The organism is Aquimarina rubra, from assembly GCF_042684305.1.
Classification (GTDB): domain Bacteria; phylum Bacteroidota; class Bacteroidia; order Flavobacteriales; family Flavobacteriaceae; genus Aquimarina; species Aquimarina rubra.
On sequence record NZ_JBHULE010000008.1, the window covers coordinates 124,649 to 149,371 of the forward strand.

At 33.2% G+C, this 24,723-nt stretch carries 28 protein-coding genes; 16 read left to right on the forward strand and 12 right to left on the reverse strand.

Annotation, left to right across the window (positions count from 1 at the left end):
- Positions 1-1,263 precede the first annotated feature (1,263 nt).
- Positions 1,264-1,716: a hypothetical protein gene (locus ACFSR1_RS04710; RefSeq protein ID WP_378290134.1), complete on the forward strand. Its 453-nt coding sequence runs from the start codon at positions 1,264-1,266 to the stop codon at positions 1,714-1,716.
- 157 nt (positions 1,717-1,873) lie between these two features.
- Positions 1,874-2,011, forward strand: coding sequence for a hypothetical protein (locus tag ACFSR1_RS04715; RefSeq protein WP_378290136.1), 138 nt, complete (start codon positions 1,874-1,876; stop codon positions 2,009-2,011).
- An 83-nt stretch (positions 2,012-2,094) separates the two neighbouring features.
- Here the strand turns inward: ACFSR1_RS04715 and ACFSR1_RS04720 are convergent, their stop codons facing one another.
- The 4 genes from ACFSR1_RS04720 to ACFSR1_RS04735 form a co-directional block, all read right to left on the reverse strand.
- The gene (locus ACFSR1_RS04720; protein ID WP_378290138.1) at positions 2,095-2,289 is read right to left on the reverse strand and encodes a hypothetical protein; all 195 of its coding nucleotides are present in this window, start codon (positions 2,287-2,289) and stop codon (positions 2,095-2,097) included.
- A gap of 520 nt (positions 2,290-2,809) precedes the next feature.
- Positions 2,810-3,355 (reverse strand): RsmD family RNA methyltransferase, encoded by a 546-nt coding sequence (locus tag ACFSR1_RS04725; RefSeq protein WP_378290139.1) that lies wholly within the window; start codon positions 3,353-3,355, stop codon positions 2,810-2,812.
- Between the two features lies 1 nt (position 3,356).
- Positions 3,357-4,187, reverse strand: coding sequence for a DUF3822 family protein (locus tag ACFSR1_RS04730; RefSeq protein WP_378290141.1), 831 nt, complete (start codon positions 4,185-4,187; stop codon positions 3,357-3,359).
- Entirely contained in the window at positions 4,162-4,815 is a 654-nt protein-coding gene (locus ACFSR1_RS04735) for a hypothetical protein (protein WP_378290143.1), read from the reverse strand. The genes ACFSR1_RS04730 and ACFSR1_RS04735 overlap by 26 nt, the downstream gene beginning before the upstream one ends.
- Before the next feature lie 136 nt (positions 4,816-4,951).
- On the opposite strand from ACFSR1_RS04735, the gene ACFSR1_RS04740 reads away from it, so the two are divergent.
- From ACFSR1_RS04740 to ACFSR1_RS04755, 4 genes are all read left to right on the forward strand, one after another.
- Positions 4,952-6,379 (forward strand): ATP-dependent DNA helicase, encoded by a 1,428-nt coding sequence (locus tag ACFSR1_RS04740; RefSeq protein WP_378290145.1) that lies wholly within the window; start codon positions 4,952-4,954, stop codon positions 6,377-6,379.
- A 12-nt stretch (positions 6,380-6,391) separates the two neighbouring features.
- Positions 6,392-6,955, forward strand: coding sequence for a DUF4126 domain-containing protein (locus ACFSR1_RS04745; RefSeq protein WP_378290147.1), 564 nt, complete (start codon positions 6,392-6,394; stop codon positions 6,953-6,955).
- A gap of 77 nt (positions 6,956-7,032) precedes the next feature.
- Positions 7,033-8,877 carry a 3-deoxy-manno-octulosonate cytidylyltransferase gene (gene kdsB, locus ACFSR1_RS04750; protein WP_378291356.1) on the forward strand — a complete coding sequence of 615 codons (1,845 nt, stop codon included), beginning with the start codon at positions 7,033-7,035 and terminating at the stop codon, positions 8,875-8,877.
- A gap of 25 nt (positions 8,878-8,902) precedes the next feature.
- Positions 8,903-9,460 carry a 1-acyl-sn-glycerol-3-phosphate acyltransferase gene (locus ACFSR1_RS04755; RefSeq protein ID WP_378290149.1) on the forward strand — a complete coding sequence of 186 codons (558 nt, stop codon included), beginning with the start codon at positions 8,903-8,905 and terminating at the stop codon, positions 9,458-9,460.
- On the opposite strand, the gene ACFSR1_RS04760 is transcribed toward ACFSR1_RS04755, so the two are convergent.
- The 7 genes from ACFSR1_RS04760 to ACFSR1_RS04790 form a co-directional block, all read right to left on the reverse strand.
- Positions 9,457-9,972, reverse strand: coding sequence for a hypothetical protein (locus ACFSR1_RS04760; RefSeq protein ID WP_378290151.1), 516 nt, complete (start codon positions 9,970-9,972; stop codon positions 9,457-9,459). The genes ACFSR1_RS04755 and ACFSR1_RS04760 overlap by 4 nt on opposite strands.
- A 101-nt stretch (positions 9,973-10,073) precedes the next feature.
- Positions 10,074-10,568, reverse strand: a complete 495-nt coding sequence (locus ACFSR1_RS04765) for a hypothetical protein (protein WP_378290152.1) — start codon at positions 10,566-10,568, stop codon at positions 10,074-10,076.
- A 108-nt stretch (positions 10,569-10,676) separates the two neighbouring features.
- Positions 10,677-11,393, reverse strand: a complete 717-nt coding sequence (locus ACFSR1_RS04770; protein ID WP_378290154.1) for a YebC/PmpR family DNA-binding transcriptional regulator — start codon at positions 11,391-11,393, stop codon at positions 10,677-10,679.
- An 81-nt stretch (positions 11,394-11,474) separates the two neighbouring features.
- Positions 11,475-11,762, reverse strand: a complete 288-nt coding sequence (locus tag ACFSR1_RS04775; protein ID WP_378291358.1) for a 4a-hydroxytetrahydrobiopterin dehydratase — start codon at positions 11,760-11,762, stop codon at positions 11,475-11,477.
- 39 nt (positions 11,763-11,801) lie between these two features.
- A complete protein-coding gene (locus ACFSR1_RS04780) occupies positions 11,802-12,746 on the reverse strand; it encodes a septum formation inhibitor Maf (protein ID WP_378290156.1) in 945 nt (314 codons plus the stop codon).
- 100 nt (positions 12,747-12,846) lie between these two features.
- Positions 12,847-13,434: a Maf-like protein gene (locus tag ACFSR1_RS04785; protein WP_378290158.1), complete on the reverse strand. Its 588-nt coding sequence runs from the start codon at positions 13,432-13,434 to the stop codon at positions 12,847-12,849.
- Positions 13,435-13,437: 3 nt separating this feature from the next.
- Positions 13,438-14,340, reverse strand: coding sequence for a geranylgeranylglycerol-phosphate geranylgeranyltransferase (locus ACFSR1_RS04790; protein WP_378290160.1), 903 nt, complete (start codon positions 14,338-14,340; stop codon positions 13,438-13,440).
- Between the two features lie 199 nt (positions 14,341-14,539).
- Between ACFSR1_RS04790 and ACFSR1_RS04795 the strand changes: the two genes are divergently transcribed.
- The 7 genes from ACFSR1_RS04795 to ACFSR1_RS04825 all read left to right on the forward strand — a co-directional run bounded on the left by ACFSR1_RS04795 (position 14,540) and on the right by ACFSR1_RS04825 (position 21,665).
- Complete coding sequence (locus ACFSR1_RS04795; RefSeq protein WP_378290162.1) at positions 14,540-15,727, forward strand: S41 family peptidase; 1,188 nt, start codon at positions 14,540-14,542, stop codon at positions 15,725-15,727.
- Positions 15,727-17,124 carry a sensor histidine kinase gene (locus ACFSR1_RS04800; protein WP_378290164.1) on the forward strand — a complete coding sequence of 466 codons (1,398 nt, stop codon included), beginning with the start codon at positions 15,727-15,729 and terminating at the stop codon, positions 17,122-17,124. Before ACFSR1_RS04795 ends, ACFSR1_RS04800 begins: the two co-directional genes overlap by 1 nt.
- 2 nt (positions 17,125-17,126) lie before the next feature.
- Positions 17,127-17,807, forward strand: coding sequence for a response regulator transcription factor (locus ACFSR1_RS04805; protein WP_378290166.1), 681 nt, complete (start codon positions 17,127-17,129; stop codon positions 17,805-17,807).
- Between the two features lie 45 nt (positions 17,808-17,852).
- Complete coding sequence (locus ACFSR1_RS04810) at positions 17,853-19,064, forward strand: serine hydrolase domain-containing protein (RefSeq protein WP_378290168.1); 1,212 nt, start codon at positions 17,853-17,855, stop codon at positions 19,062-19,064.
- A gap of 52 nt (positions 19,065-19,116) precedes the next feature.
- Entirely contained in the window at positions 19,117-19,566 is a 450-nt protein-coding gene (locus ACFSR1_RS04815) for a hypothetical protein (protein WP_378290170.1), read from the forward strand.
- A 79-nt stretch (positions 19,567-19,645) separates the two neighbouring features.
- Positions 19,646-20,065 (forward strand): hypothetical protein, encoded by a 420-nt coding sequence (locus ACFSR1_RS04820; protein ID WP_378290172.1) that lies wholly within the window; start codon positions 19,646-19,648, stop codon positions 20,063-20,065.
- Between the two features lie 13 nt (positions 20,066-20,078).
- Entirely contained in the window at positions 20,079-21,665 is a 1,587-nt protein-coding gene (locus ACFSR1_RS04825) for a S41 family peptidase (protein WP_378290174.1), read from the forward strand.
- Positions 21,666-21,691: 26 nt separating this feature from the next.
- Here the strand turns inward: ACFSR1_RS04825 and rlmH are convergent, their stop codons facing one another.
- Entirely contained in the window at positions 21,692-22,165 is a 474-nt protein-coding gene (rlmH, locus tag ACFSR1_RS04830; protein WP_378290176.1) for a 23S rRNA (pseudouridine(1915)-N(3))-methyltransferase RlmH, read from the reverse strand.
- Positions 22,166-22,249: 84 nt separating this feature from the next.
- On the opposite strand from rlmH, the gene nadC reads away from it, so the two are divergent.
- The 3 genes from nadC to ACFSR1_RS04845 are packed head-to-tail and all read left to right on the forward strand — an operon-like array spanning position 22,250 to position 24,628.
- Positions 22,250-23,107, forward strand: coding sequence for a carboxylating nicotinate-nucleotide diphosphorylase (gene nadC, locus ACFSR1_RS04835; RefSeq protein WP_378290178.1), 858 nt, complete (start codon positions 22,250-22,252; stop codon positions 23,105-23,107).
- 3 nt (positions 23,108-23,110) lie between these two features.
- Positions 23,111-24,028 (forward strand): YihY/virulence factor BrkB family protein, encoded by a 918-nt coding sequence (locus ACFSR1_RS04840; RefSeq protein WP_378290180.1) that lies wholly within the window; start codon positions 23,111-23,113, stop codon positions 24,026-24,028.
- A 36-nt stretch (positions 24,029-24,064) separates the two neighbouring features.
- Entirely contained in the window at positions 24,065-24,628 is a 564-nt protein-coding gene (locus ACFSR1_RS04845) for a chalcone isomerase family protein (protein ID WP_378290182.1), read from the forward strand.
- The last annotated feature ends 95 nt before the right edge of the window (positions 24,629-24,723 follow it).

Here is a 24,723-nt window from a genome sequence, read left to right on the forward strand (position 1 = left end):
CCGTTTTATACCAAAAACAACAAAATTTAAGCCACTTTTTTAATGTTGTTTCGGGTATCAAAAACAGTTTTTCTGCTCATCTAATATAGACAAATAAAAAACAAACCGTATGAAGTTCCCTCTCCTTAGGGAGAGCCTGCCTCGCCGTCAGGCAGGGATTAGGCTGAGGGGTTATATATAAAATAGTGATACCAGTTATCGATGGGTATTAGATTCAACGTTGTTTTCTTCAACTTGATAAAACCAAATATAAAAAAAGTTCCATCTCCTCGGGAAGAGCCTGCCCGCCTGTGGTGGGGGTTAGGGTGAGGGGTTAGAAGTTAATATGTTAAGAATGCAAATCAATCCTATATGTTTTTCCTCAGCATTCTTTAACATTTTTATAACAAAAAGAAACTCAAAGTATCCAAAACCTACCACCATAAGTGGGGAAGGGGTACTTATATAAGTAGGTGTATGAGCGTCAGAGTATCGCTGGGGGTACTTATATAAGTAGGTGGATGTATCTAAAAGCTTCGCATAGGGTAGTGTCAATATAGGGTGGGGGTACTTAAAACAGAAGCATGACCAGGTGTAAACAGAAGTGCCACTTGTGTCAGAGCTAAGTGTCACTTGTGTTGGACACAGGAGCAGCCTATATAAGAACAGGGGGTTGGGTACTGTAGAGGTAGGAGCCGGGTACTTCATAAGTACCCCTTACTGGTATGGTAATGTTAATTTTTTAACAAATAGATAGTCTCGTTTCCTTATTTCTCATTTCTTGGTGGTATTGGAAATGTGTTGTTGTACATATAGTTTAATTCGTGATTTAAAACATCCAAAAAAATATATTCAGAATATTGGTATTCAGTAGTATATGAATCAGGTTAGAAATAAAATAAAAAATAATTAAAAATCGACAGTAACAAATGTGTACCTAATGACACTTACATATAGTAATAGCAACATTCAATAAATAAAGGTAGGCATTTAATTGAATAGCTATTACAAAAAATCAAGGGCTGCGGTTGTATATGGGGTATGTGTACCGTAGCCCGATTTTAGAATTTAAAAGAGCATTAAAAAGTGACAAAATGAGGATCAAATTGTGAATAACTATGCGTGCATTGTTAATAAGTTACGGTAAAACCGCTTTTTTTGTATTTTTTTTGTACATTGAGCTGGCTTAACAATCGATCCTTATATGATTTTATCCAGAAATGAAATCATAATGAACTTAAATAACCACAAATCGTCATTACTTTAAACCTCGCAACCCCTCCAATGAACAACTACAAACTTACGATCATCGGATTATCAATATCTGTGTTCGTTTATTTCTCCGCTATTTTTTTAGAAATCGACCTTTATGAGCAATTACTGATGTTTCTAGCTACCTTAGAACAGTATGAGTTTGATAAATTTATTATTCCTTTAGGTATTTTTGCCATCTTTTTGGTGTTTGATATGCGTAGACGTGTCAAGAAAATAAAATTAGAAAATGCAAAATTAAAGATTTATAAAGCAATGCTTTCTTCTAGTCACCATATTTTAAATAATTTTATCTATCAGATGGATATATTTAAGATCACTGCAGAGGATACACCTGGTTTTGATGCAAGAACCTTGGCGTATTATGAAGATATTATTAGCAATACCTCGCATCAGATTCATTCGCTCAGTAACGTATCCAGTATAGACGAATATTCTATACGTTCTTCTGTGATGTCCGGATAATCTCCAAAACGTTATTTTTAGTGTTATCGATGTATTATTTACATTAGATACAGTAGTAAGATGTACTTTTCATTTTACACTTAGTATTTCTGGTGATTGATTCTACCTAAAATGTAAGTATTGCGTATCCTTGTCGACTGTAGTGTAAAATTAAGCAATGGCGACTATAGATTACATATTGGGTAAAGGAGGATTTGCAATACTGGCATTGGTTGTAATACTAGTAGTGTTATATAATAAAGTAAAGGCACAACGAGAATTTGGAGTTTCCCCTAAAAAGAAAAAGGACAAATAAGTGACTATTACCGTATATATAGTATAAAGGAGCTATACAATCATATAGCTCCTTTATGTTTTAATAAAAGATAGTAAACGCTCTTAATTAAACTGGCATACTTTGTACGATGAAAAAGAAGAGTATCTACACGACACATCTCCAGGTCCTAAAAAAGGAGAAAGATCCCAGCAGTCCGAATTGGTATTACATCGTCTTCCGGCGATATTTCCTCCATTGATTGTTTTTTGTTGTGTTCTTGTAAGAACGGTTCCTAATTTTTTGATGTTGTTAATCATACTATACGTTTTAAGAATTAGATTTCTCTAATGTAAATTCTTTATCAAAGCAAAAGTAATTATTGTGGAGTGTCGACAGAATATTGTGGACGAGTGTATACGTCCTGATGAGATTTTTTTAAAGATATATACTCTAATTTAGATGAGTATTTATGCTAAAATGAGCAAATATTATCCTAAATCACAGTTTAAAAGGAAACTCTTTGCTCCTTTCCTTTGAACGAGGATTTTCTTGATAGCGGCAATAAACATAATTTTTAGTAACGAATTATTCTCCAATCTAACTATTTGTTCCCTCTCCCCGTGGGAGAGCCTGCCTCGCCGTCATGCAGGGGCTAGGGTGAGGGATTATTTGAAATTTTCAAGTATAAAGTTTCTCTAAATCTCCCTAGTAGGCAGACTTCTTAAACGTTTTTCCATACTCTTGTAAATCCCTCTTATAAGGGGGGGGTGGGGAAGGATGTTGTTAAAAAGGTGTAATTTTATACGTTTGAACTATCAGTGCTCCTAAAAAACAATATTACGAACCACTTTTTTCAAAAAAACTAAAGACAGATCCTCCATATTTGCGAGCATTGCTAAAGTTATCCAGATGATCAAGTTTAGTATGTTTAGAATGTTCTATGATTAATAGACCATCTTCATTAAGTAAATCGTGCTCAAAAACCAATGCTGCAATTTTTGCAAACTGCGCATCGGTAAAATCATAAGGTGGGTCAGCAAAAATAATGTCAGATTTTCTTTTTACTTTTTCCAAGTAGCTATACACATCACTTTTTATAGTGTCTATATTAAAATCAAGCTCTTTGGCAATACTTTTTATATATCCAACACATCCATAATTAGCATCTACGGCTGTAATGTTTTCCGAACCTCGCGAAGCAAATTCATAACTGATATTTCCGGTACCTGCAAAAAGGTCCAGTAAGGTAACTTGAGAAAACACATAATGATGATTGAGGATATTAAATAATCCTTCTTTGGCCATATCGGTTGTAGGTCGTACCGGTAATTTTTTTGGTGCCTGTAATCGTTTTCCCTTATATTTTCCGGAGATAATGCGCATACTAAAAGTGACTTAATAAAACAAAATGTTGATGATCATCAATAGGAGTAAGGCTATCAGAGATATTAATACTCTTATTTCTACTTCCAAAACCTACGTTACGGATATATTTATGTGCGATATCATAAGCAGTACTATTTTTAGAAATATCTCCTAAGAAAACTAATTGAAATTCTTCAGGGTTTAGTCTTAATTGCTCGGCAGCAAACATAACATAGTACAAAAAGTCCTCGTGAGTTTCATATATGTATGAATTACCTAATAAGATTTTTCCTTTTTGTGTAACCACCAGATCAAATGATCTGGAATTCATATGGACAAATACTTTGGTAGTTTCACTATTCTTTTCCTTTGCCAAAACATTGTCAATAAGTATGGTTACCGCGTGTTTATATGTAAACGAACCAAAAGTTTCAAAAAAGAAATTATTTATATTGGTATACGGAATATAAACGATCACTATTTCGTGTTGGTCTAATTCATCGTATGCTATAAAATCATTTTCTAATACTTTGATATTATATTTTAGATAATCTTTTAGCGATTCACTATCAAATAAAGCTTTAGGAACACAGGTATATAAATCGTTCTGATAAATTACTTCTACGGTATCAAATTCGTATTGAAGATTGGGATTGTGATCAAGAGTGTATTTGATTTTATCCAGAACTTGTTCCGGTGATAAATGAATCCCAAAATCATCTTGTTCTAAAGCAGTAATTTCACCATCAGTATTTACGGTGCAAAAAGAAAGTCCATTCAGGCTCACCTGAATGGACAATGTATATTTTGTAGTACCTGAAGTATTACTCTTGTTTTGTGTTTGAATCATAGGTTTTAGGCCAGTTACCAGTGGTATTAACTTCTTGCATAGAACCTACAGATAGAAATGGTCCATCCACACCTTCTACAGAAACCACTTGCTTTTCCTGATATAATAAATCTTTATCTAGGTCGTGTAATAAAACATCTTTAGCAACTTTAGCTTCAAAAACACTGATTCTAATTCCATTTTTGTCGATGAAACCAGCATCCAAATCGAATTTAGCATCGACTCCCTCGATAGGAACATTCATCATTGTTTTATAACGATCACTTCCTCCAAATAAAGAATCTTTGATAGACGCATAACCAAGTGTATCCACTACAACGGTATCTCTTGGCTCGTCAATTTGCAAGATTTTATTAAATCTGATAAAACTAGAATCTCTACGCTGTGTTAGTGTAAATTTAGCAGTATCTATAAAAGCAATTAGTTTAGCAGGATCTTTTTCGAATCTACCTACTACTGTATTATGAGCTAGTTCTGCTTGTCGAATATCTCTTAGGTTTTCGATGGCTTTTGCATAACGCACTTTTTTAACTTTGTTGAATCGTACAGGACCCATTACAGAATTGTATACCATGTAACCCAAGGCTGCGATAATTACCCATAGAACTAGTTGAAGAACAATTTTCATTTTATAATTTAGCTTTTAGACATTAGTGTATACGCAAATCTACAATTTTTTTTTAATCGTAAAAGTTTATAGCCAAAAAATCATTACTATCTTTGATTTATTAACAGATTATGGATTTAAGGAACACCAATATTTCATGAGGGAAACAGAGTTTTATCAATTGCTGAAAGATGATTTTCCTTTTGAACCTACACTAAAACAGGATATTGTACTACAGAAGCTTGCCAGTTTTATATTATCTGGTACTAAAAACAGTCTTTTTTTGCTTAAAGGATATGCAGGGACAGGAAAAACCACATTAATAGGTACTTTGGTCAAAAATCTGTGGAAAGCTAAGTTAAATTCTGTTTTATTAGCGCCAACAGGTCGTGCTGCCAAAGTAATTAGTAATTACTCAGGCAGACAGGCGCAAACCATACACAGAAATATTTATTATCCAAAAAAAACAAGTAGTGGAGGCTTGGCCTTTCAATTAAAACAAAACAAGAGTAGGAATACCATTTTTATTATAGACGAAGCTTCTATGATACCGGATACGCCTAGTGATAGCAAACTATTTGAGAATGGTTCTTTGTTAGATGATCTAATGATGTATGTGTATTCCGGTCATAATTGCAAAATTCTTTTTATAGGAGATACAGCCCAGTTACCACCGGTAAAATTAGAGGTAAGTCCAGCATTAGATCCAGATACCCTATCTATGGGTTTTAACAAAGAAGTAACTCAAATAGAGTTGGATGAAGTGGTAAGACAGGCAGAAAATAGTGGGATACTAATGAATGCGACATCCCTAAGAGAACTGCTGAATGATGGATTTTATGAATCCTTTCAATTTAATATTGAAGGATATCCGGATATCATACGATTAATAGACGGGCATGATATCATGGATGCTCTAAATGATTCTTATGCCAGCGCCGGTCACGAAGAATCTGTGATCATATTGAGATCCAATAAAAGAGCCAATATCTATAACCAGCAGATTCGTTCCAGAATACTCTTTCAGGAAGACGAGCTTTCTGCTGGAGATTATTTAATGGTGGTAAAGAACAACTATTTTTGGTTAGATACTAAAAGTGAAGCAGGATTTATAGCCAATGGAGATATTATCAAAATACTCGAAATATATGCGATCAAAGAATTATATGGATTTCGTTTTGCAGAAGTTAAAATTTCTATGGTAGATTATCCTGATCAAAAACCATTAGAAACAGTGTTGATTTTGGATACATTGACTTCAGAGAGTCCTTCTTTGTCCTATGAAGAGTCTAATAAATTGTATCAGGAAGTACTAAAGGATTTTGAAGGAGAAAAATCAAAATATAAGAAGTTTCTTGGGGTGAAAAACAATAAGTTTTTTAACGGTCTACAGGTAAAATTCTCTTATGCAATTACCTGTCATAAATCGCAAGGTGGTCAATGGGATACCGTATTTATAGAACAACCGTATTTGCCTGAAGGAATCAATAAAGACTATTTACGTTGGTTATATACTGCGGTGACAAGAGCGAAAGAAAAACTGTATCTTATAGGGTTTAAGGACGATTTTTTCATTGAGAATTAAATAGCGTTACGAATGCAAGAAACAATTTTAAGTATATGCCTTGGAGTCGGATTGGCGGCTTCTGTTGGATTTAGAGTTTTTTTACCATTATTGGCGGTAAGTTTAGCCGGGCATTATGGAGTGATTCCTCTCAATGGCGATTGGCAATGGGTTGGAAGCAATACAGCGTTAATTGTATTATCTGTTGCTACGGTTATCGAAATTCTAGCGTATTATATCCCTTGGTTTGATAATTTACTGGATACGATTGCAATTCCGCTGGCCGCTGTAGCAGGAACTGCTGTTATGGTCTCAACAGTAGCCAATTTAAGCCCTGTTGTAACCTGGGCTTTAGCGATTATTGCAGGAGGAGGAACCGCAGCAACCGTAAAAAGTACGATGGGCGCATCCAGATTAACCTCTACAGCAACGACAGGAGGTTTGGCCAATCCGGTGATTGCTACAGCAGAAACAGGAACAGCAACAGTGATGTCTGTGTTATCAATATTTTTACCCCTATTGGCGATAGTTTTTTTAATAGTTTTATTTTTTGGTTTAAGAAAAGTTTATAAAAAACTATTCGCTCGCTCTTCTTGAAAATCGATTTAAAAAAGTTATTTTTGACCCTGCAAAAGCAAGCAATTTTGAACAAAACTAACCTGAAAACGATCGCAATGATCCCTGCGAGATATGCTGCGTCCAGATTCCCTGGAAAATTAATGCAGGATCTCGAAGGTAAATCTGTTATTCTAAGAACATACGAAGCAGCAGTAAGTACCGCATTATTTAGCGAAGTGTATGTGGTTACCGATAGTGAGATTATATTTAATGAAATAACATCACATGGCGGTAAAGCAATCATGAGTATTAAAGAACACGATTGCGGAAGTGATAGAATTGCAGAGGCTGTAGAAAATATGGATATTGATATCGTAGTCAATGTTCAGGGTGATGAGCCTTTTACAGAGAGAGAAAGTTTAGAAAAGGTGCTAGAGGTTTTTGAAGGAGATGATGCCGATAAGATTGATCTTGCAAGTTTAATGACACCTATGAGTGATTGGGATGATATCGTGAATCCTAATAGTGTAAAAGTAATTGTGGATAAAGACGATTATGCACTTTATTTTTCTCGTGCTCCTATACCGTATCCCAGAGATAAAGAAATAAATCATACCTATTACAAGCATAAAGGAATCTATGCATTTAGAAAACAAGCTATTCTGGATTTTTATCGCCTACCGATGAGAACCTTAGAAGCTTCTGAGAAAATAGAATGTATTAGATATCTTGAGTATGGTAAGAATATCAAAATGATAGAAACACATCACGAAGGTGTGGAAATAGATACCCCGGAAGATTTAGAAAAAGCAAAAAAACTAATTAACAAACAAAATCTTTTGAACATTACATCTACGACTACTCCTAAGATTAAAGAATCTATTCATAAGAATTTCCCGATGGTACCAAGAGTGGTTTTTGGTAAAGGTTCTTTTAATCAACTAGGACAAATTCTTTCTTCAGAAAGAAAAAATGGAGCACCGTTTATTTATCTGATTGATGATGTTTTTGAAAACAATAAAACGTTTATTGAAGACAGAATACGGCTATCTGGGAATGATAGAATAGTATATATATCGACCCAAGAAGAACCTAAAACATCGCAAGTAGACGAGCTTGTTTCAGAATTTAAGAGCACTTATAGTTTTACTCCAAGCGGAATCATCGGTATTGGAGGAGGATCGATTATGGATCTGGCAAAAGCAGTGGCTATTATGATGAATAACACAGGTAGTGCTACAGAATACCAGGGTTGGGATCTTGTAGATAACAAAGCTGTGTATCACGTAGGAATCCCTACAATTTCTGGAACAGGAGCTGAAGTTTCCAGAACTACAGTATTAACGGGACCAGAAAAAAAATTGGGTATTAATTCTGATTTCACTCCTTTTGATCAGGTGATTCTAGATCCGGAATTAATTAAAGACGTGCCAAAAAATCAGTGGTTCTATACAGGTATGGATTGCTATATTCATTGTATCGAATCCCTAAACGGAACCTATTTGAATGCCTTTAGCCAAAGCTATGGAGAAAAAGCATTGGATCTTTGTAAAGAAATATTTTTAGAAGACTCTTTAGATAGAGAAGAGGCAGATGCAAAATTAATGATGGCTTCCTGGCACGGCGGAATGAGCATTGCCTATTCTCAAGTTGGAGTAGCCCATGCTATGAGTTATGGATTAGCCTATGTACTAGGAACAAAGCACGGTATAGGAAACTGTATTGTATTTGATAAACTTGGAGATTATTATCCAGAAGGTGTTGCACTCTTTAAGAAAATGAAAGAGGTTCACGATATAGAACTGCCAACAGGAATTTGCGCTAATGTAACCGAAGAACAATTGGATACTATGGTATCTGTCGCATTAGGTTTAGTACCATTATGGGAAAACGCCTTAGGTAAAAACTGGCAGGATAAAATGAATGCTGATATATTAAAATCGATTTATCGTACTTTATAGCTCTAAATTTCATAATTAAACAACCATGAGAAAATTATCATCTTTTATATTTTACAAAATAATGGGATGGAAGATGATAGGAGATTTTGATGGCGATAATGTTAAAAAATGTGTAGTCATTGCAGTGCCACATACGAGTTGGCATGATTTTTATATTGGGTTGTTAGTAAGGCAAATAGCAGGAGTCAAGATCAGTTTTATGGGGAAGAAAGAACTTTTTAAATGGCCATTTGGATGGTATTTTAGAAAAGTTGGAGGAATTGCCCTGGATAGAACTCCTGGTCAGAATAAAGTAGAAGCTATTGCAAAAGAGTTTGAAAAACGTGACGAACTTAGATTAACCTTAGCTCCAGAAGGAACGAGAAAAAAAGTATCTACTTGGAAAACAGGTTTTTATTATATCGCAAAAGCCGCCAATGTACCTGTTATTATGGTCGCTTTTGATTTTGGGAAGAAAAGAGTAGTGGTGTCTTCGGCGTTTTACCCAACAGATGATATTGATAAAGATTTAGAGTTTATGTACGGTTTTTTTAAAGGTGTAAAAGGAAAGATTCCTGAATACAGCTTTGAACCGGAAGCCTAGAATTTACGAGTTTTTTCTTTTTTAATGATTTCTTTTTTAGGGTCTTTTTTATGTTCTTCTTCCAAAGAGCCTGCACCAAATAGTAATTCCGTACTGGAGAATGTCGTTCCAAAAGTTTTTGCGGCAAGATAGACCTGAGATATTGCACTTTCTACTTGTTCTGTGCTAAGTTCCTTCAATGGGTGAACATATGCAGACCAAAGAATCCCATTAGAAATTGCGTACTTAACATCTAGTGCCGAATGAAAGTTTGCGGTCATTGAATCCAATAATAAATCTTTATCAAGATTGCTAGATTCCATGATAGGCGCTATAATGCGCATTCTATTATTTTTTGCATCCGTAATACACAACATCGCAGTTTCTTTATACACAAACTGCCAGTTTCCCGGTATTCCGCCAAGTGTATCTGCTTTTTTGGTAATAATTTCGCCTAATGTATCGTTGTTCATGTTTTGAGCCTGAGAAAATATTCCCATAGAAAGAAATACCAAAAAGATCCATTGCTTCATAATTGTGAAATTTTTTAATTAGGTCGAAAAGATATATTAAACATAACAAAAAAGACCGCCTGGTTAAGCGGTCTTTTCATAATTTATTAAAATGTTAGTTATTATTCTGTGAAAGTACCAGAAAAACTTACAGTTACCATTTCATTGTTATCCAATTGTATATCAGCAACAATCGTGTAATTATTATTCTCTCCACCAGAAATAGTAACAGTTCCACCAACTGCATCGTAAGTTACTCCATCAACTCTTAATGTCGCAATATCAAAATGAAAAGCTGGAGTTTCTGGAGTCTCAGCTAGAAAACTGAAAGTTCCAGGAGTAAATACGAACTCATTTCCTGTAATTGGAGAAAAAAGTTCAACATAAAATTCATAGGCGATACCATCATTGGTTCCATTTAAGTAAAAATCAAGGTTATAATGACCTTCTATTTGTGTGGTACCATAATCTTCAACTGATGTTGAAGAAACGTCAACTAAAGTTCCTGCATAAGAAATCTGATTAGTAACTTCAATAGTCGCTCCATCGTCGTCACTTGAACATGAAGTTAGTGCTAAAGCGGAAACGAATGCGAATAAAAATGTAATTTTTTTCATTTTGGGTTTTTTAAAATTAAGGCGCGAATTTAGACAAAAAAAGAAAAGAGTCAAATTTTAATTTAACTCTTTTTTAACTTTAACTTTTGTTGATTATTTCCCTTGATTTTAAGAAGATTCTTCCATGGTGTGATAAACATTCTGTACATCGTCATCTTCCTCAATCTTTTCTAAAAGTTTTTCTACATCGGCAGCTTGTTCTGGAGTGAGTTTTTTAGTCACTTGTGGAATACGCTCAAAACCAGAAGATAAAATTTCAATTTCTCTGTTTTCTAATTCTTTCTGGATTGCACCAAAACTTCCAAAAGGAGCATAAATCAATATTCCATCTTCATCCTGGAACACCTCTTCTGCACCAAAATCAATAAATTCTAATTCTAGTTCCTCAGGGTCAAGTCCTTCTCCATTAATTCTAAAATTACAGGTATGGTCGAACATAAATTCTACAGAACCAGACGTGCCTAAGTTACCATCGCACTTATTGAAATAAGACCTCACATTGGCAACTGTTCTATTATTGTTATCCGTAGCAGTTTCTACCAGGATTGCAATTCCGTGCGGAGCATATCCTTCAAACAGTACTTCTTTATAGTCACTTTGATCTTTGTCAGAAGCTTTTTTAATAGCTCGTTCTACATTGTCTTTTGGCATATTTACAGCCTTTGCATTTTGTATCACCGCTCTAAGACGTGAATTAGAAGCTGGATCAGGACCACCTTCTTTTACTGCCATGACAATATCTTTACCTATACGAGTAAACGCTTTGGACATTGCTGACCAACGTTTCATTTTACGTGCCTTTCTGAACTCAAAAGCTCTTCCCATAATCTAAATTTAAAATCTGAATACAAACATAAGTAGAAACCAAAAGTTTCACAAGTGGAAGTTTATTTCCGATTTAAATTTTTACTCTTCTTCTACAATTCCGTCGATTGCCTTGGCAAGTTGAAAGTCTTTTTCGGTAACACCATCAGCATCATGGGTAGATAAGGTAATATTTACCACATTGTACACATTAGACCAATCAGGATGGTGGTTCAGGGCTTCGGCTTCAAAAGCAATTCGAGACATAGCTGAAAAAGCATCTTTAAAGTTTTCAAATTCGAATGACGTATGAAGGGCATTATCTTCATATTCCCAACCATCCATTTTTTCTAGTCGAGAGGCAATTTCAGTTTCAGTTAATTTCATAATAGTATGATTTTTATTTAGTGTAATTGTTAGTAATGTTGTTTAAAGTCCTAATTCTTGTCGTAAAACTTCATCTTTATTACTGTTTTTGTTCCAGTAAGGTGATTTGATGAGCTTAACTTTCGTAGCTTTTGTGATTAATTCTTTAGCGTTAGCCCCAAAACCACTTTTAAACGTTTCTGTCCAGCTTTCGATTTCGTATGGGAAGGCACTATTAAAAGTGATGCTAATATTTCTGTTTAAAGAAGGATAGTTTATCGAATAAACACTAGTAGTGGTATTCTTTTGTAAGGTAGCTTTTGCCGAGTATGCTTTGATCTCTTTATGCTTAAGCCTGCAATATTCAAAAGAAGGAATAATTTTTAAGTCTCCTTGCGGAAGATTATCAGGGTCGATTCTAATTTTTGTCCATAATTCATTTTCAAGAATATCCTTTTCTAATGAAAAATCCTGATCTGCTTCTCCCTGAAAATACGAGTGTGATATGATATCATACGTTGCCCTATTATTTAATTGAGCATATACGTGTCCACACCATTCTTGCATAGAGCTCGATACTTTGATCGCGTGCTGGTTATCTGCAACCGGATAAAAAGTGCTCTGCATAATTGAATATGGATAAATTCCGGTATTAAACTTTTTAGTAGCATTTAACTTTAGAACCGGAATATTTTTAGCATTTTGGTAATCGGCTTTTACCTGTTCTTTAGGTAAAAAATCTTCGGTAACATAAATAAGAACGGCCTTTCCTTCTCTGGACTCACCATATCTGGCTTGTTCTAGTTTATAAGAGGTGATTTCGGCATTACCGGCATACCAATATTCTTTAAAAGCTGAAGAAAGTTCTTTAGCAGTTTCTAGAGTAGAATCCAAATTTTCTGTTGCTGATTTTTCTACATTTTTATTATTTTCTTCTGCTTTGATATTACTGCAAGCAATAAATATCAAAGCACCCAATATTCCGAATAGGAGCAATGACTTTTTCATAGTATTTTTTTTGATTTTTACGTAAATCTCTTTAGTAATCATCCCATCACTAAATCGATTCTTTTAAAAGCAATTTTGTATGAACTAAAGTACAATAAACCTATGATTTGGCAATTGCTATTAACGTTTCATAAACAAGTTGAACAGGTAATCCCATAACATTAAAATAACTACCTTCTATATGGGTGATGCCTACATAACCAATCCATTCTTGAATGCCATAAGCGCCCGCTTTATCAAAAGGCGTAAAGGTATCTACATAATAATCAATTTCTGCTTTAGAAAGTTTTTTAAAAGTAACTTTAGTGATTTGATGTATGATTTTGGTAGTTGTGGTAGTCTTAAAGCAAACAGACGTAATGACCTCGTGTGTCTGCCCCGAGAGAGAAGCGATCATATTCTTGGCATCTTTTGCATCTTTGGGTTTTCCGAGAGCTTTTTGATGATGCCAAACGATCGTATCACTGGTCACTAAAATATCATTTTGCTGTAGTTCTGTAAATTCATCTGCTTTTAGCTTTGCTAAATAGTCTGATATCTCAGAGCCTTTTAGATGATCTGGGTAAACTTCTTCTACTTCTTTTAATTGAATGGTGAAATCCAAATCCAGATCTTTAAAAAACTGTTGTCTTCTGGGCGATCCTGATGCTAGAATAAGGTGATGATCTTTTAATAATTCTCTAAGCATATCTTACAGTAAAATAAATTGATATAGTAATAATGATAGGGATGATAAAAACAAGACGATTTTTAAGATAAAACTCAACGTTTTAAAATCTTTATCGTTTTCTGCATTCCAACTCCTAAACATAAAATATAATAAAGGTGCGACCAAAAGACCTAAAACTAATACAACAACAATAGAATTACTAAAAAGGTAGGTATATACATAATAGATAATCAATCCAATAGGGATTGTAGTCAATCCACTTATAAGTTTTGCAGTACGATCTTTTCCTATAGCGATCGGAAGGGTTTGTATACCAGCATTATGATCTCTATTCATCATCAGGCAGTCTTTTACCATTTCCCTTATAGTAATAATAACAAATGCAAAAATAGAGTAGTCTACAATAATTAAAAAGATAACTTTTTGAGAAGTTCTATTCTGCTCAGTAATGGCAGGAAGCAAATCAAAAATGGCAACACCAATCAACGCAAGAGACATCATAAGACCCAAGAGAACATTCTTGAGTATGAGAATTTCTTTTAAATAGGTAGCATAAATATAAAAAACACCGGAGACAACTATAAACAGCGCAGCTAGTTTAGGATTGCCCACTATATTTGAGAGATAAAAACCTATACCGACACCGATTACATTAAAAATTATGAATAGTCGGTTCGCAATTTTTTCAGATATTGCTCCTCCAAGAATTCCTTTTGAATTTGAATTTTCTTTATCCTGAATTACGAACATCACATTAGCGGCGGCAACTAAAGAGATTGTAGAAATTACCAAAAGAAAAATTCCGAAACCATTTAAAGTAATTGCAATGTCGAAAGGTTGAAAAAGACCATATTTGATGCATAGTTGCGTTATGGCAATCAGGATTAGATTATCAAATTTAATGAGCTTTAAATAGGCTTGCATGAAAAGAAAAGTTGATTAGTTCGCAAATGTAATAATTAATCCTTTTGATACTCTATTAACTTATCTCCTTAAACGGGTTATTTTATAACTGGGTAAATATGTATTAACGTTAACGGTGGGTTAACGGTTATAAATTTCTCGGTTTCATACTCGGTTTGCTATACTTTTGATCTTGTCAACAATCAAAAAGCGAATAGTAATGCTAAGAATCACCATCATTTTGTTTATAGTTTCCTGTACGTATGGACAGACAAAGTATCAAAAAGACTTTGATTATTATTGGAATACAATAGATCAATATTTTGGATATTTTGATATTCAGAAAACAGACTGGAATAAAGTAAGAAGGATTTATCAACCTTCTGTAGATACAATACAAAATGATGGTGATTTTATTCGTTTGTTAGAAATGACTAATAATGAGCTTTACAATGGTCATATAGGTCTTAATACAAACCTGGCTTCATCCAGCAGAGTAATCCCAACAGGAACCGATTTATGGGTATCTTATAAGAATGATAGTTTTATGGTATCTGCAATTAGAGAAGGATTTCCGGCAGAAAAATCCGGCTTATTACTAGGAATGGAAGTAACTGGGTACAATGGTATTCCAATTTCTGAAGCGATAAAAAGATTTTTACCTAAAAGTGTTGAGACATATACTGACAAAATGTATGAATATGCAGGAAATCTGTTATTGGCCGGAACTCACAATTCGAAAAGGAGTATCAATGTTAATGGCCCATTAACATTCAATATTGAAAATGTAAAGAATAATAGACCAGCAAAGCTCGTAGACGCAAACATAATTGACAATAATATTGGATATATAAAAATCAATAATTCTTTGGGAAATAACAATACAATTCAGGTTTTCGATAAGACCTTGGATGATGTAAAAAATACAAATGGACTTATTTTAGATCTTAGAGATACCCCTAGTGGTGGAAACACAACGGTGGCACGAGCTATTATGGGAAGATTTATAACAAAAGAAGCTCCTTATCAACGTCATAGCTTTATTTATGAAGAAAAGTTATACGGAGTAAAGAGAAATACAATTGAATTGGTTTCTCCAAGAGGGAAAACGTATGAAAAGCCATTGGTTGTTCTTTGTGGCAGATGGACTGGTAGTATGGGAGAAGGAATTACGATTGGTTTTGATGGATTGAATAGAGCAGAAATAGTAGGTACAGATATGGGAGATTTATTAGGTGCTATCTATAACTACACATTGCCAGAAACTAACATTGGATTTCAGATTCCGGTAGAAAAGTTATTTCATATTAATGGAATATCTAGAGAAGATTTTAGCCCAAAACATTATATCTTAGATACCCAAGATCAATTACAAAAAGCGATTGATATCATTAATACATCTTTATAATGAAGCAGAAAGTAAATACACTCATCATTACATCAATCATAGCTTTGTTGGCACTATGTGGGATACAGGCGTATCTAATACATAATACATATCAACTAAAGAAGGATGTATTTATAAGGGAAACAAAAAGAGCTATAAATAACATTGATAATACTAAAGAGATGGATTCCTTAGCGGAGCTCTGGTATACGTATTTAAGTAAAAGTCTTGCTGAGTATAAGCAAAATAATATCCAGAAAAAAGAGGCATTAAATAGATTTAAACCTAAAGCAGATTCTTTAAATGACCTATTTATACAATATTACAAAAAAGAAATAGCAAGCCGCAATTTAGAATATGACATACAGTATAAAAAGGATATTAAAAGTATTGTGATTTTTGAAGATGAAAAGATGGATACCATTTTTTCCGCTTCGAATGGGGAAAACATATATGCGTTTGGAGAAAAATTTCCTAAGAAAGATGAAGTAGTCATGAGTAAAGCTCGCTGGTTTACGGATTTGGATTATGAAAACGAAATTAATGAAGGATCGATCAAAATGTCTTTGGACATAGAAGTGAGAACTGTAGATTATATCAATATTATAGGTTGGAAACGAATAGTGTTTAAACAGATGGCTACTTTATTTGTCTTTTCTGTACTGTTACTTCTTTTTGTAGTGAGTCTGATGTTCTATTCTATCAGGAATTTGATCCGTCAGAAGAAATTAGCAGATATAAAAACTGATTTCATAAATAATATTACGCACGAGCTTAAAACTCCAATGGCGACTTTAGGAATTGCATCTAAGAGTTTAAGAAAACCCGAAATACAGAATTCTCCAGACGCATTTTCAAATACACTGGATATTCTAGATCGTCAGAACAGTAGGTTGCAGAAGCTTGTTGATCAGGTAGTTACTAATAGTTTGGGTTCTGAAGAAATAGTGCTTAAAAAAGAAGAAATATTAGATGATACCTATTTTCAGAACGTTTTGAAGGATTTTGAATTATCAGTACAGAATAAAAATGTCAGTATCACATCCAAGATTGAATTTAGAGAAGTGCATTTAAGCATTGACAAATTTATGTTTACTACGGCCTTACTAAATGTTTTGGATAATGCTGTAAAATACGGCAAAGAAAAAGTAGAAATCGTTTTTAGAACATACCTTAGAGATGATCATTATGAGATATCTATTCATGATAATGGAATTGGAATCTCAGAAAAAGAACAACGTAAGATTTTTGAGAAGTTTTATCGTGTCAGCAAAGGAGATATTCATGATGTGAAAGGTTTAGGGTTAGGATTGTTTTATACGAGTCAGATCGTTAAGGCACATCAAGGAACAATTTCTTTAGAGAGTAAACCTGATTTAGGAACTACATTTACAATAATAGTACCTGTAAACGCATAAGTATGAAGCATATATTACTAGCAGAAGATGACTTTGATTTTGGAAGTATTTTAAAACAATATTTAGAGCTTCACGGATATAAAGTGGTTTGGGCACAAGATGGTAAAGAGGCTTTGAAACTCTTTTCTGAAGAGGAATTTGATATCTGTGTCTTTGATGTGATGATGCCCAAAATGGACGGTTTTACATTGGCAGAAAAAGTAATAGAGATCAACCCGGAAACTCCATTTGTTTTTCTTACTGCAAAAAAAATGAAAGAGGATAAAATCCGGGGATTAAAACTAGGAGCCGATGATTACATCGTAAAACCTTTTGAAGCAGATATTTTGGTTCTAAGACTTCAGAACATCCTAAAAAGATCTAAACGGGTTCAGGCGGTACGAGAAGAAATTATTGCCATAGGCGATTATAAGTTTGATGCAACCAATCATTGCTTAAAACTAAATGGAGAACGACAAAAACTTACAGAAAAGGAAACGATTTTAATCCAGTATCTGTACGATCATAAGAATACAATGATAAAGAGAGAGAACCTGCTAAACGACGTTTGGGGAAATGACGATTTCTTTTCAGGAAGGAGTATGGATGTATTTATCAGTAGATTAAGAAAGTATTTTAAACAAGATAAAAAGATAACAATTGAAAGCGTGAGAGGAGTTGGTCTCACATTTAACTTAGAATAAACAAATTTCATCAATCATCAATCATCAATCAAAAAACGAAAAATTATGAGGACATTAAGTGTTATTCTGTGTATAGCAGTGTCATTTTGTATCAACGCACAAACGTCAGTAGATCAATTACAAAAAGAAATAGATTCTATATATAGAACTAGTAAAATTACTGGTTTTGGAGTTTCTATAATGACCAGCGATAAAATACTTTATCAAAACGGTTTTGGTTATGCAGATATTGAAACAAAGAAAAAATATACCCCTCGAACAATACAAAACATAGGTTCCGTTTCTAAAACTTTTGTAGGGATAGCTTTGATGAAAGCAATTGAAGACGGTAAAATAACTATAGATACACCTATCAATGATATTTTGCCCTTTAAGATCAATCACCCTAAATATTCACAAGTTCCGATTACTGTAAAGCATCTTGCTACGCATACCTCTTCTATTTTGGATACCGATGCATATGAAAAAAGTTATGTTTTGGAAGAAGGAGTAGAACTAAAGGAAGAGAGCTTCACTAAAAAAGAATATAAAGAATTGAAGATGATGAGGACTAATAAGAAATATAGCCTTGAAAACTTTCTTAAAAATCATCTAACTCCTCAAGGCAAATGGTATGATCAGCGTAATTTTTTAAAGCATCAACCCGGAGATAGATTTGAATATTCTAATGTTGGATCCGCTTTATTGGCATATATCATAGAAATCGCAACAAATACTTCTTTTCCGAAGTATACACAACAATACATATTAGATCCTTTAGGAATGAAAAATTCAGGTTGGTCCTATACATCTGTTGATAAAGATCAATATGCTTCTATATATACAGAATCAGGAAATAAAATTCCAAGATATCAATTAATTACCTATCCCGATGGCGGATTTAGAAGCAGTATAGAAGATTTATCTAAATATCTCCAAGGTTTAATGAAAGGGTATTACGGAGAAAAAAGTATTCTTAAAACATCATCTTTTCAGAATATGATGTCACCGCAGGTAACCAAAGAACAATTTAATAGTAAAAAAGAATTAAAAGATAATTATGGATTTTTTTGGGGAGTATCTTCTTCCGGAAAAATGGGACACAACGGATCTGATCCGGGTATATTGACGCTTATGTATTTTAATAAAAAAGATGAAATAGGAGCGGTATTCTTTATGAATACAGGTTTAGAAGGAGACAAAGATATCCTTAGATCTGTACAGAGTATTTGGAAATCTATAAAAAAGTACAAAAAGAATTATGTAAATGCCCTTTAAAATATTTCAATCATTAATCTTTCTGCCTGTGGCGGATCAAAAAACGAATATTATGAGAACATTAATTTTAATTACAGCCAGTCTTATTTTAGGAATATGTACAACTATAGCTCAAACAACAGAAACCAACTCATCAAAATCTTCTTCAGAATTTGCATTGACATATGACTCTGATGCTGAGCATAAAAAATTCTATAGGTCTTTTGTCACATTAGACATGGATAATGATTATAGAATAAAAATTCGATTTATGAAGCATATGAAATCTGATGTAAAATCATATTTGATAGATCAATTTGGGAAAGAAAATATGATGGTTAAGGACGATACCTATTTCTGGAATAAAGAAGTGGATGATGAAGAAATGTATGAAGTGAGATTAAAAGGAAATAAATTAAGGGTTAATCTAAATAAGGACCTTGCATCAGATAAACTCATTAAGAGATTTGTGGAAATAGGTAAAGAACTAAAATCGATCACTTCAAACGCAGAAAAGAGTTAATAATCAATACATTTAAACATCAATCAATAACCTATCCATCTTAAGTGGATAATGAATCATTCATCAAAAAACGAATATTATGAAAACAATCATTTTAATGTTATGTATGGCATTTACAATGTCGATGACCAACGCGCAAACAAGTTCTAATTCTAAGGTAACAGTTAACTATTCTAGTGATGATACCAGTGATAATGGGTATAAAATAAATATTTCTATTTCTAATACAGATGATATTTATACGTTAAAGGCAAGCTTTCCCTCCCATAAAACAGATGAGGTAAAAAGCTTTTTAAAAGAACACCTAAATGCAAAAATGTCTACAAGTTATGGATCGTATATCTGGAACTATAATACTAGAGGAGAAGAAGGGTATAAGGTTAAATTAAGAAAAGGTAAATTATCTATCTTTTTGGATAAAGAAGCTGTGTCTATTGATCTGGTAGAAGATCTAATAGATGCATTTAGTGATCTTAGAGATTTAATTAAAGATAAATAGAGAATATACCTCAATGAAGAAAGTAATTATATGGATGATGTTTTCTATGTACATCATTTCGGTCAATGCTCAACAGAATCAAAAAAAAATTCTTAGCTCTAAACAAATATCAGATTTATATAATTTGATGATTTCTGAGATAGAATATGTTGATGCAGAGGCTATAGAGGTAAGAAATAAGACAAAACAGGTAAATTGGGATCAATACAAAGCCTATCATCAAAAACAGTTTGCCAAAGTCAATAGTTATGAAAGTTTAAGAAAGAAATTTCTTGATTTCGGAAAAGGGTTTACTAGTGGGCATTCTTATTTTAAGTTTAGCTATCCAATAGAAAAACAAAAAAAAGATAAGCTAGAGAGTTCCATTAAAATTGGATTTACATATCCAGAAAAGATGTTTTTTGATTTAGAATCTAAAAAAACAATCTCAAAAATTAATGGCATATCTGTAAAAGATGTTTTTCATCATTTTGTAAATTATGAAACGAGAGCAAATGGAATAGGGAATTGCCAGTTTGGTTTTAAATATAGATTTGAGCACGGTGCGTTAAAAGTAAATGGTCATCTTCCAAATCAAATAACTTTTGAAGATGGTAGTCAAAAAGAAGTTACTTATTCTGTTAATAATGATGCCGAATCCTCTTATGATCGTTATATGAGTCGAATTGAGGTTAACCAATACAAAGATTGGCGATTGATAGAGAAAGGTTATAAAACTGCATTACTATTAAAGGATGATATTGCTTTAGTTAAAATAAAAAACTTTGCATATAATAGAAGTGATAACGATTTAAGGTGCACAAAAGCAGTAAGTGATTCTACCGTTTGTAATGATATTAAAAAAATCAGAAATGGTTTAAAATCAATAGAAAATGATATAAGTTATTTGATTTTCGATGTTCAGAGTAACCCTGGCGGAAATGAAAACTCATCATTTCTTGCAGAGTTTTGTCCATCAGAATTTAAAGATCTAAGAATACAGTACAAGAAAACTGCTATTCTTGAGGATAATGATCTTAGGACGGCATTGTCATATGGTTTTCCTGGGGCAAACAGATGGTTTGACGAAATTTCGGAAAGCGGTACTTATGAGAAAACTGAAAATGGAAGTTTTTTACCACCCAGAGGAGATTTCTGTCGAGGTGGAGATAGCTGCGAACTGAAATATATTCAACCAAATGAAACAGCTAAACGTAAGGTTAAAAAAACAATAGTTTTAGTCAATGAAAGAACGGCAAGCTCAGCAGATGATTTTGTGTATAGAATGAAAGAGTATGGTGATGCAATCATTGTTGGCCAACCACAATCTGCGGATCTTACATTTGCGCTAATTGGCATTGTTTTTTATTTAGATGACCAGGGAAATATAAATAAAATGTATACAGGTAATAATCAAAAAAATTATGATGTTCCCGGAACAGAACTTTTTCAATTTTCCATACCGTATTCTAGAACAGTTAATAAAAATGGAGAAATGCTTCAAGGAAATCCACTTAAACCTGATCTATTAGTAGAAATTACTAAAGACAATTTTGAAAATAGAGAATATGCCGTGCTAAATAAAGCTATTGAAGAATTTGTTACTAAAGATAAGAACTAGATCATTTCAAAAATAGATAATGAGTCTTATCGATGATGATAAGGCTCGTTTCTTAGGATGGTAAAACCTCTATATAGTTGTTCAATAAAAAATAACCGAATCATTTGATGAGAGAATGTCATTTTTGATAATGAAAGTTTACCGTTAGCTCTATGATATACCTCCTGGCTAAAACCATAAGGACCTCCAATCACAAAAATCAATTGCTTGATACCGCTATTCATATGTTTTTGTAGCAACTCAGAAAAACCAACAGAATCATATTGTTTACCATTCTCGTCTAATAAAATCACCACATCTGAAGTAGTAATTTTATTTAAAATTAATTTTCCTTCTTTATCTTTTTGTTGTGCTTCACTAAGGTTTTTTGCATTCTTAATATCTGGAATAATTTCAAAATCAAATTTCACGTAAAATCCCAACCTTTTGATATATTCTGCAATTAGACTTTCTAGTTGTTTGTGATCGGTTTTGCCGATTGCGATTAATTTGATGGTCATAAATATAGTTTCTTTATGTACTTTGTTCTTCCAACTTCGTACTTATAATTTCTTTTCCTACTTTAGCAAAAATAACCATTCAATATGATTACAAAAGCTCAATTTGACACTGAAATTGAATTAATAATTGCTAATGCTATCAGAGAAGATGTTGGTGATGGAGATCATAGCTCTTTGGCGTGTATTCCTAATTCGGCAACTGGCAAAGCTAAGTTGTTGGTCAAAGATGAGGGGATTTTGGCAGGCGTTGATTTCGCTAAAAAAGTATTCAATTATGTAGATCCGGAAATGCAAGTTGAGGTATTGATCGAAGACGGATCAAAAGTAAAGTATGGAGATATAGCCTTTTATGTATCAGGAAGCTCTCAGTCTATCTTAAAAGCTGAAAGACTGGTGCTCAATGCAATGCAAAGAATGAGCGCGATTGCAACAAAGACAAATCAATTCGTGCAATTACTGGAAGGAACAGGTACCAAAATCTTAGATACGAGAAAAACAACACCGGGAATCAGAGCATTAGAGAAATGGGCAGTAAAAATAGGTGGAGGAGTAAATCATAGATTTGCTTTATATGATATGATTATGCTGAAAGATAATCATATTGATTTTGCAGGTGGTATTACTAATGCCATAAAAAAAACAAAAAAATATTTGAAGGATACGAACAGAGATCTTAAAATTATTGTTGAAGCACGCGATCTTGATGAGATTAAGGAAATATTGAAAACACCGGGAGTGTATCGAATATTGATTGATAATTTCAATTACGAGGATACTAGAAAAGCTGTAGAACTTATCGGAGATACCTGTTTAACAGAATCAAGTGGTGGAATCAACGAAAAAACAGTGCGCAAATATGCAGAATGCGGAGTAGACTTCATTAGTAGTGGAGCCCTGACACATTCGGTATACAATTTAGACTTGAGCCTGAAAGCAGTATAGAGTATGTCAAAAGCGGTTGAAGATAAGCTAGATAAAATACCAATTATTAATATTTTGGTTAAGATTGGTAAAAAGATTATTCTTCCCGGCTTTGAAGGACTTTCTCTATATGATCTGGTTGAAATTTATACTATTGGTATTGTAAAAGGAACATTTTCGGCAAGAGCGAGTTCTATTTCTTGGAGTTTCTTTTTATCCTTATTTCCTTTTCTTTTATTCTTATTGAATCTAATACCTATTATACAAATAGAAGGTTTTCAGGAGAATTTTTTTGAGTTTATAACCTCTGCATTACCAAATCAGTCTAAATTATTTTTTGACGAGATATATACCGATATTTCTGCTAATCCAAGAACTGGTTTATTATCTACAGTTTTTGTGCTTTCCTTGTTTTTAATGACTAACGGAATAAATGCCGTGTTTTCGGGTTTTGAATACTCTTATCACGTTACGTTAAATCGTAATTTTGTAAAACAATACATTGTGGCATTAGGAGTTTCTTTGATTGTGGCATCGTTATTGTTAATCACCGTAATAGTAACACTATATTTTAGTTACTTGTTAGAAAACTTAAAAGAAATGGGAGTGATGGATAATACCGTTTTTTGGTTACAATTTGGAAAGTATGGATTATTCATATTGATGATTTTTTTGGTGGTCGCTACACTCTTTTACTTTGGTACAACAGAAGGCAAAATGAACAGATTTTTCTCGCCAGGCGCATTTATGACTACAATACTGATAATGATAACAACCTATCTGTTTGGAGTATACATAGATAATTTTTCTAACTATAATAAATTGTATGGATCCATTGGAGCGATGCTCATTCTAATGGTATATATATGGCTCAATGCAAATTTACTATTGTTAGGTTTCGAATTAAATGCATCCCTAATTAAATTGAAGAAGAATTTTTAATATTTTAGCAGCATACAAACATTTAATTTAATAAAAATGAAAAAATTAAGCTTATTATTTATTCTTTTAGTAACTGTAGGAACTACTCAAGCACAGGTTAAAGTTGGAGATGCTACCTTACCAGATACGGTAACATTTAGCGGAGAAGACTTAACGATTAACGGAGCAGGGATGAGAGAGAAGTTCTTTTTCGATATATATGCTGGAGGATTATACCTTAAGAAAAAAAGCAATAGTGCCAGTTCAATTGCTGCTGCAGACGAAACTATGGCGATTAAACTCCATATAGTATCAGGTATGATGTCAAGAAGCAAAATGGAATCAGCGCTAAGAGACGGCTTTAAAAAATCTACCAAAGGTAATACAGCTTCTTTAGATAAAAGAATTAACACATTTGTTGGATTTATCAAAGATGAAATCGAAGAAGGACAGATTTATGATATTGTGTATGAGCAAGGTAAGGGAAGTGTAATCTACAAAGACGGAGTAGAAAAAGGATATGTAGAAGGATTAGACTTTAAAAAAGCTCTATTTAATATCTGGATAGGAGATAATCCTGCTGATAAAGGGTTGAAAAATGAAATGCTAGGCGCTTTTTAGGACAAAAAGCATTATTTTAGCGGTGAAATACACAAATTTAACGTTTTTTTTCAATTGTTGCTATGCGCGCATAACATATTTTATTACTTTTGTAA